The organism is Prevotella sp. TCVGH (genome assembly GCF_023522295.1).
Lineage (GTDB): Bacteria > Bacteroidota > Bacteroidia > Bacteroidales > Bacteroidaceae > Prevotella > Prevotella timonensis.
In genome coordinates, this window is sequence record NZ_QFFX01000068.1 from 1 (window position 1) to 12,555 (window position 12,555).

Annotated in this window: 8 protein-coding genes; 2 read left to right on the forward strand and 6 right to left on the reverse strand. The window is 45.0% G+C overall.

What is annotated here, in order from left to right:
* Positions 1–233: 233 nt before the first annotated feature.
* The 4 genes from DEM91_RS10585 to DEM91_RS10600 all read right to left on the reverse strand — a co-directional run bounded on the left by DEM91_RS10585 (position 234) and on the right by DEM91_RS10600 (position 7,466).
* On the reverse strand, positions 234–2,621 hold the full coding sequence (locus tag DEM91_RS10585; RefSeq protein ID WP_249858900.1) for a DUF4982 domain-containing protein: 2,388 nt from the start codon (positions 2,619–2,621) through the stop codon (positions 234–236).
* A 103-nt stretch (positions 2,622–2,724) separates the two neighbouring features.
* On the reverse strand, positions 2,725–3,573 hold the full coding sequence (lgt, locus tag DEM91_RS10590; RefSeq protein WP_036928739.1) for a prolipoprotein diacylglyceryl transferase: 849 nt from the start codon (positions 3,571–3,573) through the stop codon (positions 2,725–2,727).
* A 66-nt stretch (positions 3,574–3,639) separates the two neighbouring features.
* A complete protein-coding gene (gene ychF / locus DEM91_RS10595) occupies positions 3,640–4,743 on the reverse strand; it encodes a redox-regulated ATPase YchF (protein ID WP_023057184.1) in 1,104 nt (367 codons plus the stop codon).
* Between the two features lie 842 nt (positions 4,744–5,585).
* Positions 5,586–7,466, reverse strand: coding sequence for a BspA family leucine-rich repeat surface protein (locus DEM91_RS10600; protein WP_249858901.1), 1,881 nt, complete (start codon positions 7,464–7,466; stop codon positions 5,586–5,588).
* 408 nt (positions 7,467–7,874) lie between these two features.
* Here DEM91_RS10600 and DEM91_RS12715 point away from each other — a divergent pair, with 408 nt between their 5' ends.
* The gene (locus tag DEM91_RS12715; RefSeq protein ID WP_410525641.1) at positions 7,875–8,126 is read left to right on the forward strand and encodes a cation transporter; all 252 of its coding nucleotides are present in this window, start codon (positions 7,875–7,877) and stop codon (positions 8,124–8,126) included.
* Positions 8,127–8,283: 157 nt separating this feature from the next.
* Here the strand turns inward: DEM91_RS12715 and DEM91_RS10610 are convergent, their stop codons facing one another.
* Together DEM91_RS10610 and polA are read right to left on the reverse strand one after the other, a co-directional pair.
* The gene (locus DEM91_RS10610) at positions 8,284–8,481 is read right to left on the reverse strand and encodes a type II toxin-antitoxin system Phd/YefM family antitoxin (RefSeq protein ID WP_249858902.1); all 198 of its coding nucleotides are present in this window, start codon (positions 8,479–8,481) and stop codon (positions 8,284–8,286) included.
* Positions 8,482–8,519: 38 nt separating this feature from the next.
* Positions 8,520–11,282 carry a DNA polymerase I gene (polA, locus tag DEM91_RS10615; protein ID WP_249858903.1) on the reverse strand — a complete coding sequence of 921 codons (2,763 nt, stop codon included), beginning with the start codon at positions 11,280–11,282 and terminating at the stop codon, positions 8,520–8,522.
* Positions 11,283–11,434: 152 nt separating this feature from the next.
* Here polA and DEM91_RS10620 point away from each other — a divergent pair, with 152 nt between their 5' ends.
* Complete coding sequence (locus DEM91_RS10620) at positions 11,435–12,412, forward strand: polyprenyl synthetase family protein (RefSeq protein WP_249858904.1); 978 nt, start codon at positions 11,435–11,437, stop codon at positions 12,410–12,412.
* Positions 12,413–12,555 lie beyond the last annotated feature (143 nt).

Below are 12,555 nucleotides of genomic sequence, written 5' to 3' on the forward strand. Positions count from 1 at the left end.
CGCTAAGTGAATGATAATGAACAGTTAATAAATTACAAATATTTTCCAATTATTTGGAAAGCAACATAGAAGATTATAGAGGTACAATTTTAGAAGAGTAGAGATTAATCTGCTACTTTTTTATACATCAGAATAAATGACGCAGTACGCCCTAAACGCGCTGCGTCATTTTAGATATAGGGGAAAGAGTGGTGAAATAGGAACCCCCTTCCTTAACAATCTCTTACTTCCATTTATAGCGTGTGCTGTGCGCCGAATCCAAATTTAGGGGCTTTGACGGTTAAATGCACTTGTCCTTTCAGTCCGTTGCTTTGCACTGTTACCACCAATTTGCCGTGGAAAAGGTGCATATTGGGCAAGTGGAAAGGCTCTAATGACGTGGCGTCGCCATTGCAGACAGCCTTGAAACGAGCAGCACCTGACACTTCAAAGAGCAATAGGTCATTGGCATCTGGACAGAGGTTGCCGTCTTTGTCTACCATACTAATGGTGTAATACAGCAAGTCTTTGCCGTCGTTTGCGAGCTGTTGCTTGTCTACTTCAATCTTGAGTGCATGAGGCGCACCGGCGGTGTGAATGGTTTGTTGAGCCACTTCCTTGCCCTTTTCGTCGTAAGCCACTACCTTCAGTTCGCCCGGCTCATACACTACGTTGTTCCAGCGCAAGCGGTAACGGTCTAATTTGGATGCCTTGTTCTTCTTGATGCGTCCTTGACTCTTGCCATTGACAAAGAGTTCGGCTTCGGGATAACTCGTATAACAGTACACGGGTGTTACTTTTCCCTCACGTCCATGCCATGTCCAATGTGGCAAGAGGTGCAGGGTGGGAGAGGAAGTGTTCCATACCGAGCGATACAGGTAATAGCGATCTTTGGGCAAGCCTGCCAAGTCAACTGGCGCAAAGTAGCTGCTCCGTGAGGGCCAATAGCTGTAATAAGGAGTGGGTTCACCGATGTAATCGATGCCTGTCCACACAAATTGACCGATAGAGTAGGGCAGATCGTCTTGTTTGGCAAAGTCTTCATCGGGGTAACTGCCCCAGCTCACCTTCTCCACGTCGTACGATGAGCATTGTCCGTCATCGTAGGTCGCCATATTCTTCTCTTCTACAGGAAATTTATATGCCCCTCTTGAACTCACTGCTGACGATGTTTCCGAGCCCAACAAGAACCCTTGTGGTAGCTTGTTGATGAGTTTTTCGTAAAGGAAGACACGATAATTAAAGCCCGGTACGTCTGTGGCAGCATAGAAACCGCAATTAACGCTGCCCTCTGGATTGTCCACACCGCAAGTGACGGTGCGTGTAGAATCGAGGCTATGGCAAAATTTCACCATGGCTTTGGCACGCTCAGTACCCTGCTGGTTAGCTTGTTCGGGTATCTCGTTGCCAATGCTCCACATCACGATAGATGGGTGATTGCGATGCCCTAAAATCAGATTTGTAAGGTCTTTGCGCCACCATTCATCGTAAAACCGATTGTAACCGTTCTTTACCTTTGGCTCTTTCCAAGCGTCAAAGCTCTCTGCCATGACCATCATCCCCATGGAGTCGCACACCTGCATCTGCATTTGCGAAGGCATGTTGTGCGCTGTACGGATGGCATCTACGCCCATATCTTTCATGATGCGTATCTGTCGAATCATGGCAGCCTTGTTGGCAGCCGCACCAAGAGGTCCTAAATCGTGGTGTAGACATACGCCCTTGAACTTTCGTGTGATGCCATTGAGCTGAAAACCGTGTTCTTTCGTAATGGCTATGGTGCGGATTCCCACCTGTTGTGAGGTGGCATCCAAAGTTTTGCTGCCTCGTTTCACGCAGATTTGTAACGTGTAGAGATAGGGATGCTCGGGACTCCAAAGTTGTGGATTTTTGATGTTCAACGTCGTTGCCACATCCCCTTTCGCATCGTTTTCTACAGTATTCTGTGCCACTGTCCTACCGTCTTTGTCTTTTAGGATAATGTGCGTCTTGAGCTTGTCGTTCTCTCTGAGTCCCTTTGCTTGTGCATTCACGGCAATTTCCGCTCCTTGTTGCGAAACGGAGAGGGTGCGGAAATACGTTTGCCAAGGGTCTATATAGGTTTTGTTGGTAGTAATCAATGTGACTGGGCGATATAGTCCAGCTCCCGGATACCATCTGCTGCTCTCCTCCAAGTTGTTCAGTTTGACCAGAATCTCATTGCCCCCCTGTTTTAAGTAGGGCGTGATATCGATGCGAAAAGCGTTGTATCCATACGCCCACCGACCCGCTTCCGTACCATTGACATAGACAACAGGTTCGCTCATGGCACCATCGAAATAAAGTTCTGTGCGTGCATCGAGGTCGCGCACATTGATGGTGGTGCGATATTCGCCACGTCCCAACCAAGGCAGTCCGCCCGAACGTCCTGTGTGCCATATAGGAGTGCGTTGTCCGTCTTGCGTGATACCTAAGAATTGGCGATCCCACTGCTTGTCAAATGGCCCTTTGATTGCCCAGTCGTGTGGCACTGTAACCGGTTGCCACGCATCGCCATTGCGAGAGAATTGCCATGAGGAAAGTTCTTTTTCCACTCTATTTTGTGCCATGCAAGCACCACTCAAGGCTAAGAACGCCAATAAGGTAAAGGTTTTGTTAGTCATGAATAAAAGGTTTGTTAATCATTATTATGTTCATCAGCATCCATCTTACTTCTTTCAAAGTAGGGTGGATGCTTCGGTAAGTCTTAGCATAGGGACGAAAATATTATTTCGCTCCCAACTTTTTCATCCATTTTCCACCCCTCATGCAGGCAATGCCAAGGATGATGAAAGGAATGCTCAGCAGTTGTCCCATGTTGAAAATCATGCCCGACTCGAAGTCAACTTGTATGTCCTTGGTGTATTCTATGAAGAAGCGGAATGTGAAAATGAGAGTCAGACACAAGCCGAAATAGAAGCCAGTGCCCACCTCTTTGGAGGTTCGCTTGTAGAAATGCAGCATAACGAAGAAGAAGAAAAAGTAGGCAATCGCCTCGTACAACTGTCCTGGGTGGCGTGGCGTCATGTCTACCCGCTCAAAAATAAAAGCCCAAGGCACATTGGTTGGTGTGCCGATAATCTCGCTGTTCATGAGGTTGCCCAAGCGGATAAAGCACGCAGTGATAGGAGTGGCAATGGCAATGTCGTCGAGTACATGCCACAAGTTCATGCCTGTTTTGCGATAGTACAGATAGAGTGCCACCATGAGTCCTATCGTACCGCCGTGCGAAGCCAATCCTTCGTACCCTGTAAACTTCCATGAACCGTCTGCCATTTGGTGAATAGGCAGGAACATTTCGACGACATGCGTCCACGAAGACAAAAAGTATTCGGGCTGATAGAACAGGCAGTGTCCCAATCGGGCACCGATTAAAATGCCCAAAAAGCAATACATAAACAGCGGGTCGAAATACGCATCCTTCACCTTTTGGTCTTTATAGAGCCATTTCACAATGAAGTATGCCAAGGCAAGTCCTATCAACCAGCAGGTTGAATACCAACGAATGGCAAAATTGCCGATGCGGAATATCTCTAAATCAGGATTCCACAGGATGTAAAGTAGGTGGTCTATCATATTGTTTTGTTATTGGGCTATTGGGCTAATTCGCCTAATCAGGCTTATCAGCCCAATTGTCGATTGTTAAACATTAAATCTAAAGTGCATGATGTCACCGTCTTGCACCACATATTCCTTGCCCTCGATACCTAATTTTCCAGCTTCACGGACGGCACTCTCACTGCCATATTTGATGTAATCATCGTATTTGATGACTTCTGCCCGGATAAAACCTTTCTCGAAATCGGTATGGATGACGCCAGCGCATTGTGGCGCTTTCCAGCCTTTGTGGTACGTCCAAGCCTTTACTTCCATTTCGCCAGCCGTGATGAAGGTTTGCAGATTGAGCAGCGAATAAGCCTTTTTGATGAGGCGGTTCACACCACTTTCGGTCAATCCCAACTCTTCTAAAAACATTTGCTTGTCCTCGTAGGTCTCCAAAGACGCAATATCCTCTTCTGTCTTGGCGGCAATCACCATGGCTTCGGCGCCCTCTTCTTGGGCTATTTTCTCTATTTGGGCACTATAAGCGTTGCCTTCTTTGGCACTTGCCTCGTCCACATTGCACACATACAGTACGGGTTTGGTGGTCAGCAGAAACAGGTTGTGCGCTGCCTCCTCTTCCTCTTTCGTGTCGAACGAAACAGTCCGTGCGTTCTTTCCTTGCTCCAACACCTCCTTATAGGCTTCTAATACGGTAACAAGCGTCTTGGCTTCCTTGTTGCCCGAAGCAGCTATTTTTTGTTGTTTGGATAGTTGTGCCTCAATGGTTTCCAAGTCTTTGAGTTGCAATTCGGTGTCAATCACCTCTTTGTCACTGACGGGATTCACCGCCATACCGCCCTCGCGTACCACGTTGTCATCGTCGAAACAGCGGATAACGTGTATCAGCGCATCACATTCGCGTATGTTTCCCAAGAATTTGTTGCCCAAGCCTTCGCCTTTGGACGCTCCCTTTACCAATCCTGCAATGTCTACTATCTCGCATGTGGCAGGCACAATGCGTCCCGGATGCACAATCTCTGCCAATTTGGTGAGCCGTTCATCGGGTACCGTTATCACGCCCACGTTGGGCTCAATCGTACAAAAAGGAAAATTTGCTGCCTGTGCCTTGGCACTCGACAAGCAGTTGAATAGGGTAGACTTGCCCACGTTTGGCAACCCTACAATACCACATTTTAATGACATGTCGTTATTTCAATATAATTGTATACAATGCAAAGATAGCGCAAGCCGAAGACAAAGAAAGTTTACTTTCTGTGTTGAGGCGCAGTCTATCTTTTGCAAAGATAGTGCAAAATTTCGATTTAGCGAGCCAAATGAGAATTTATTCTTTCATTTGCGAGCGTGAGAAATTTATCTAAAATTTCGATTGAGCGAGTTAAATGTGTATTTATTCTTTCATTTGCGTGCGTGAGAAATTTATCTAAAATTTCGATTGAACGATTTTTCATCTTTATTATTCTTGGTCAATGCAATTGTTGCCTTTGTCCTATTATTTTACCAAAAATCGACCATCTAAAATCTTCAAAATAGAAAAAATCAATAGGCAAACGCTCTACAAAAATGTGTTGATTTTGGCAAAATAAACGTCTTTTCACGTAAAAACATTGACTTAACGGTCTTGGAAACATGTAATAGAGGTGCTATTCACATGTAACAGCAGCCTTAAAGCATGCAAATAGTGAGGCTATCTCAATGCTTCAGCCGCCAAAAAGCGGTAAAAATAGGAAAGAAAAGAGTTGATGTTGGCGTAATGTTCACAATAACAACGAATTACAAAACTTTCTCATTACTCGCGTATTTGCGACCCACTTTGCCGTTGGATGTTTTGACGCGAGTTTTGAGAAGCACTTTGTAAAGAAAATTCAGCATCTATTTTTCTCCAAATCAGCATTTCACTCATTTTACATTCGCCATAATATAGGTGTTTTTTATGGCATCAATATCGCTCTTATTCGAAAACACTCCATTCCGTCTCTCCTATAGGAGGGTGGAGTGGAGTGTTTTGTTAGGTAGGGATAGCACTTCTATTTCTGAATATATTTCTTTCCGTTCTTAATGACAATGCCTTTGTAGCTCTCGTTCACGCGACTGCCGCTGAGGTCGTATATTTTGCCATCGCTTGCCCCGTCGGCAGTCTTCACATGGTCAATACCTGTGGTCTTGCTTGTGAAGTAACCCGTGGTGGGGTTAGCCATATCAATGCCGATTTTGTTTGCGTTGTACGAAGTGTTGGTACCTTTCAGTTGCGTACAGTTATAAAACATTTTACCATCATAAACATTGTGACCAAAATGCCAGTTACTGTTGCAGAAAATAATGGTCAGGGATTCGCAGCCATAGAACATCCAACCCATTTCGGTGACGTTTGGAGTATTGAAGTTGCTCAGGTCGAGCGATGTCAATGCCGAGCAGCCATAGAACATCCAACCCATATCGGTGACGTTTTGGGTGTTGAAGTTGCTCAGGTCGAGTGATGTCAATGCCGAGCAGGCAAAGAACATGTAGCCCATGCTGGTGACGTTTTCGGTATTGAAGTTGCTTACATCGAGCGATGTCAATGCCTTGCAGTCACTGAACATTTCACTCATGCTGGTGACCTTTTCGGTATTAAAGCTGCTCAGATCGAGCGATGTCAATGCCTCGCAGTGATAGAACATCTCCCTCATGTCGTTCACGTTTTCGGTGTTAAGATTCCGTATGCCTTTGATGTCTTGCAAATTGAAGCAAAATTCGAACCAAGAGTTGGTGCTGGTGGGACGGTACCCGGAAAAGGAGTTGTCGAACACAACGTGCTTGATACTTCTCTGGGGATAATAATCACCTGCCCAAGCGGGTCTCTCCCCAGGTTTGGGCATATCGTAAATGCGCCCATAAATCAGACGGGGGTAGTACTGATTGTCATAATAGAAAGAGAGCGTGGAGTCGGGTGTTAATACGGCATAAGCCTCTTGTGTTGGCACAGGCAGGCTTGTGAAGTAACCCGTGGTGGGGTTAGCCATCCTAATGCCCGTTTTGTTTGCGTCGAACGCAGTGTTGGTACCTTTTAGATGCCAACAGCAATAAAACATCTCTCCATCATTAACATTTTGATCAACATCCCAGTTACTGTTGCAGAAAATGGTGGTCAGGGAAGTGCAGCCAGAGAACATGGCGCCCATGTTGGTGACTTTTTGGGTATTGAAGTTGCTTACATAGAGCGATGTCAATGCCTCGCAGTGATAGAACATCTCCCTCATGTCGGTGACGTTTTGGGTGTTGAAGTTGCTCACATTGAGCCATGTTAATGCCTTGCAGTCTCGGAACATGGCGTTCATGCCGGTGACGTTTTCGGTGTTAAAGTTGCTCAGATCGAGCGATCTCAATGCCTGGCAGTAACGGAACATGCTGCTCATGTCGGTGACGTTTTGGGTGTTGAATTTGCTCACATCGAGCGATGTCAATGCCCAGCATTCTCGGAACATGCCGTTCATGTAGGTGACGTTTTGGGTCTTGAAGTTGCTTACATCGAGCGATGTCAATGCCGAACATCTATAGAACATGCCGCTCATGTTGGTGACGTTTTCGGTGTTAAGATTCCGTATGCCTTCGATGTCCTGCAAATTGATGCAAAATGCGAACCAAGAGTTAGTGCTGGTGGGACGGTACTCGGAAAAGGAGTCGTCGAACACAACGTGCTTAATATTCCTCTGGGGATTACTATCATAACCTGCCCAAGCGGGTCCCTCTTCAGGTTCAGGCATATCGTAGATGCGGTTATGATCCTGGTGAGTGGTGCGCTGATTGTCAAAAAAGAAAGTGAGTGTCCCGTCAGGTGTTAATACGGCATAAGCCTCTTGTGCTGCCACAGACAGACTACCTGTGACCGTCAAAAGGCCAACGAGGAGTGAAAGTAGATAATTTCTCATGATGATTGGTTTTGAATGAATAAAAAGAGGTCATCTGTCCGTCTTGTTTCCCAAAGGGGGGGCTTGGGCAAACTCGTGACCGTGAATAATTATCAATTGCGGATTGCAGTAAACATTCATCTTTTCGTGAACAGATGATGTTCCTGCATCGGAAATCTCACCTTAGCCATATCGGTTGCGTGTCGCAGACAGGTGAATACGAAAACAAAATTAAATATAAAAACCAGAAAAACAACGGTTTATCCTAAAAAATTTGAATGATCAATCGTTTCAAGCGAGTGAGACGCCACCTACATCAGAACATGAGATTGAGCATCATGTTATTTTGCAGATATTCTAAAGGTGCACACAGCGTGTAGTTAAAAATCACTATATTTGCAGCTGCAACCCTTTAATCTCAAAACATTGATGGAAAAATCCGAATCCAACCGTCAGCGAGAACAGTCCATATACCGTGTCACCATTGCTGGCAGCATCATCAATGCAGTGTTGCTGGCACTCAAGTTCGCAGCTGGAATCTTAGGCGGGTCGGCTGCCATGATAGCTGATGCCGTGCATTCTGAGCCTTTGAAGGTAAATGGGGTGTATGTGAAGCCTTCTTCTGGTGAGTGTCAAACTCCCTATAGATTTGATTTGCAGGATGATTGTCGCAAATTTTGAAGTTGACTGTTTGTAGATATAAAAATAATCCCATTGACTTGAATCTATGAAGTCAATGGGGTGATAGGTTTACGTTCATGCTGTAAAATGGTTGAAGCTAAGGAGTTAGGTACTTGAAGTGTGTGCGCAATGCCCCTATCTCAGTACAAGAATAATTTTAAGGGTTATCCTTTGGGGGTTCATTCATATTAGCCCGATATTCACAGGCTTTCAGTTGGTTGTATTCTTCCATGGAGAGTATCACCACACTTTTGTCTTTCGGACGGTGAATGAGCAAAGAATCGCCATAGTCCACCACACTGTCAAGCAGGTGAATGGGGTCTTCAATGAGTTGTTCAATATGGATAATTTTCATATAGCGTTGTTCTTCTTTGTTTTTATATGATGCGATTTTTAGTGTGCTTCCAACCAGTTTTGTCCCCAGCCAGCATCAGCTACGAGGGGAACTTTGAGTTGATAGGCGTTCTGCATCTCCTCTAAAACGATGCGCTCTACTTGCTCTTTCTCTGAAGGCAGCACACTGAAATTGAGTTCGTCGTGTACCTGTAGAATCATCTTTGATTGGATATTCTCTCGTTTGAATCGTTCGTAAATGCGTATCATTGCCACCTTGATGATGTCGGCAGCCGACCCTTGTATGGGTGCGTTGATGGCATTGCGCTCTGCAAAGCCACGGACAGTGGCGTTTTGACTGCTGATATCGGGGAGATAGCGGCGACGATGGAAGAAGGTCTCTACATATCCCTTCTCTCGAGCCGTGTCTTTGGCTTGCTCCATGTACGTCTGTACCTGTGGGAAGGTGGTGAAATAGCCATCGATGAGTTGTTTGGCTTCGCCTCTGTCGATGCCCAATCGTTCCGCCAAGCCAAACACTGTGATGCCATAGATGATGCCGAAATTGGCGCGTTTGGCTTTGGTTCGTTCATCACGTGTCACGTCTTTCATCTCCTTGCCATAGATTTTGGCAGCCGTGGCAGCATGGATGTCATACCCTTCTTGAAAGGCTTCAATCATGTGCTTGTCTCCACTGAGATGCGCCATGACACGCAATTCTATCTGACTATAATCGGCAGAGAAGAACAAACAACCGTCTTCAGGGATGAAACATTTGCGGATTTCTTTCCCATCCTCGCCTCGTACGGGGATGTTTTGCAGGTTAGGATCGCTCGAGGAGAGCCGTCCTGTAGCCGTTACGGTTTGGTTGAACGAGGTGTGAATGTGTCCTGTTTGGGGGTTGATGAGTTTGGGTAACGCATCAACATACGTTCCCAAGAGTTTTTTCAGTCCACGATAGTCCAAGATGAGGGTTACTATTTCGTTCCCAGTCGCATATTTTTGTAGCTCCTCTTCACTGGTAACAAACTGTCCGGTCTTTGTCTTTTTGGGCTTTTCGGCTATCTGCAATTTTTCAAAAAGAATGTCGCCTACCTGTTTCGGAGAAGAGACGTTGAACGATTCGCCAGCCAATTGATGTATTTGCGCTTCCAAGTCGTTCATGCGTTTGGTAAAACTTTCAGAAACCTCTTGCAGTGCTTTTGTGTCTATCCGTACACCGTTCATCTCCATTTCTGTCAGCACACGTACCAAAGGCATTTCCATTTCGTAAAACAGCTGGTCGACCTCTCGTTCCTTGAGCTTAGGTTCAAGGATATTTTTAAGTTGCAGGGTAATATCTGCATCTTCGCAAGCGTACTCATAGATATCGTTAGGAGCAAGGTCGCGCATATTCTTTTGACCTTTTCCTCGTGGTCCAATGAGTTCTTCGATATGTACTGTTTGATACCTTAAATATACCTCTGCCATGTAATCCATGTTGTGACGCAACTCGGGTTGTAAGAGATAGTGCGCAATCATGGTATCGAATAGGTCGCCTTTGAGTTCGATACCATAACGGCTTAAAACCTCCATGTCGTATTTGATATTTTGACCAATTTTGAGTATCGCATCGTTTTCGTACGCTGATTTGAATAAATTAACAATCTTTATTGCCTGTTCACGGTTTGCTGGAATGGGTACATAAAAGGCTTGATGAGGCGCCACCGAAAAGCTCAAACCAACCAATTCTGCTTCCATTGCATTGGTTGAAGTGGTTTCTGTGTCCAGACTTAAAATCTTATTTGTTAAGAAAAAGTCACATAATTTGCGCATTTCCTCCTCATTATCAATGAGTTTGTATTCGTGAGGTACTGTTTTAAGGCTCTCAAAACTCTTGTTTTTTGGCTCAACCTGAATGTTGGGCGAGGATTCTTCAAATAAATTGAGTTGTTTGTTAGTGTTCTTTGTGCTATTTTTAGATTTGTTTAGCATTCGATTCGCTAACGTCTTAAATTCCAATTCATGGAGAATTTTTGCAAGTTCTGCCTCATTCGGTTCTTCCACTTGTAAGTCATCAAGTTTTAAGTCGATTGGAACATCGGTGCGAATGGTAGCTAAGAATTGGGACATCTTAATATCCTCGATGGCATTTTCTACTTTCTCACGCAATTTACCTTTGATCTCTTGTGTTCGTTGTAGCATCTCATCAATGCTACCAAACTGGTTGATTAGTTTGATAGCCGTTTTCTCTCCCACGCCGGGACAGCCAGGAAAGTTGTCGGCAGTGTCGCCCATGAGGGCTAAAATGTCGATGACTTGCAACGGAGAGTTGATGCTGTATTTGGCACAAATCTCTTTCTGACCGAGTGTTTCGTACCCACCTCCGTGTCTTGGTCGGTACATCCACACATGTTCTCCCACCAATTGTCCGTAGTCCTTGTCAGGGGTTAGCATATACGTATCAATGCCTTTTTTGCCCGATTTCATCGCTAACGTGCCGATAATGTCATCGGCTTCGAATCCTTCTACCTGTAAACACGGGATGTGATACGCCCCCAAAATCTGTTTGATGATGGGCACAGACTTTTTAATATCTTCGGGGGTGGCTTCTCGCTGTGCTTTGTAGGCAGGGAAAGCCTCGTTCCTAAAGGTGAGTCCATGGTCGAATGCCACCGCAATATGGGTGGGCTGCTCCTTGGAAAGTACCTCGTTGAGGGTATTGCAAAAGCCCATAATGGCAGAAGTGTTTAGTCCTTTTGAATTGATTCGAGGACTGTTGATAAACGCATAATAAGATCTGTATATTAAAGCGTAGGCATCTAAAAGAAAGAGTTTTTCCATATTGCTGATGTGTTATAATGGCTTACCAGATTGGGGACATTCTCCGTTAAAGCCCTTGGTAATGCGACATTGAATTTATTTTTATGCTAAATTACGCAAAAAAAACGACAAATAGGGATTTATTCTGTATTTTTGTAACAAATTTGGTAAGCATGGACTATTTATCCCTCATACAACACCCGATAACACAAGAACTGAACGATTTTAATCAGTTATTCGAAGAGGCGTTATCACACGCTGATGGTCTGCTATCGCAAGCACTTTCTCACATTCGTCAACGAACGGGAAAGCGTATGCGTCCCATGCTTATTTTGTTAATAGCGAAAAACTTTGGTGGGGTTACCTCGGTTGCTCAGCACGCTGCGGTGGGCTTGGAACTGCTGCATACCGCAAGTCTCGTGCACGATGATGTGGTGGACGAAAGTGGCGAACGTCGTGGACAGGCATCGGTGAATGCGACCTATGACAACAAAGTGGCGGTGCTAGTGGGCGATTATATTCTGTCAACGGCTTTGTTGCAAGTTTCTTTCACCCATTCGGAAGCCATTATACAAAACCTTGCTAACCTTGGTAGAACCTTGTCGAATGGTGAAATTTTACAGCTGAGCAACATCCAGAATCAGGATATTTCGGAAGAAGTATATTACCAAGTCATCAAGCAAAAGACGGCAGCCTTGTTCGAATCGTGTGCCGCGATTGGTGCACAAGCGGGCAAAGCAACACCAGAAGAGGTAGAAGCTGCTCGTCAATTTGGACAGACGTTGGGTATTATATTCCAGATTAGGGATGATATTTTCGATTATTTTGAATCGAAAGAGATTGGCAAACCCACTGGCAATGATATGGCAGAAGGGAAACTTACCCTCCCTGTTATTTATGCCTTGAATTCTACTCGCAATGCCGCCATGCTTCAATTGGCACATAAGGTGAAAGACAACACGGTGACACCCGATGAGATTGCACAATTGGTAGCTTTCACCAAGCAGCAAGGGGGCATTGAATATGCCGAGCAACGCATGGGCGAATTGCATCAACAAACGCTGGATTATATAGACAAGCATGTAACGGATGCCGATATTAAAACGGCTTTGCAAGCCTATATCGACTATGTGGTGAAGCGTACAAAATAAGGAGTACGCACACCTTTTCCAGCCTTGTTTATGTTTTGAGCGTGATAGATAACCTGTAAAAATCATATTCTTCTATGTTGCTTTCCAAATAATTGGAAAATATTTGTAATTTATTAACTGTTCATTATCATTCACTTAGCGTG

What these genes read in the sequence shown, in the direction of transcription:
- DEM91_RS10585 (WP_249858900.1), bottom strand. Translation starts at nt 2,621, where the DNA reads ATGACTAACAAAACCTTTACCTTATTGGCGTTCTTAGCCTTGAGTGGT.
- lgt (WP_036928739.1), bottom strand. Translation starts at nt 3,573, where the DNA reads ATGATAGACCACCTACTTTACATCCTGTGGAATCCTGATTTAGAGATA.
- ychF (WP_023057184.1), bottom strand. Translation starts at nt 4,743, where the DNA reads ATGTCATTAAAATGTGGTATTGTAGGGTTGCCAAACGTGGGCAAGTCT.
- DEM91_RS10600 (WP_249858901.1), bottom strand. Translation starts at nt 7,466, where the DNA reads ATGAGAAATTATCTACTTTCACTCCTCGTTGGCCTTTTGACGGTCACA.
- DEM91_RS12715 (WP_410525641.1), top strand. Translation starts at nt 7,875, where the DNA reads ATGGAAAAATCCGAATCCAACCGTCAGCGAGAACAGTCCATATACCGT.
- DEM91_RS10610 (WP_249858902.1), bottom strand. Translation starts at nt 8,481, where the DNA reads ATGAAAATTATCCATATTGAACAACTCATTGAAGACCCCATTCACCTG.
- polA (WP_249858903.1), bottom strand. Translation starts at nt 11,282, where the DNA reads ATGGAAAAACTCTTTCTTTTAGATGCCTACGCTTTAATATACAGATCT.
- DEM91_RS10620 (WP_249858904.1), top strand. Translation starts at nt 11,435, where the DNA reads ATGGACTATTTATCCCTCATACAACACCCGATAACACAAGAACTGAAC.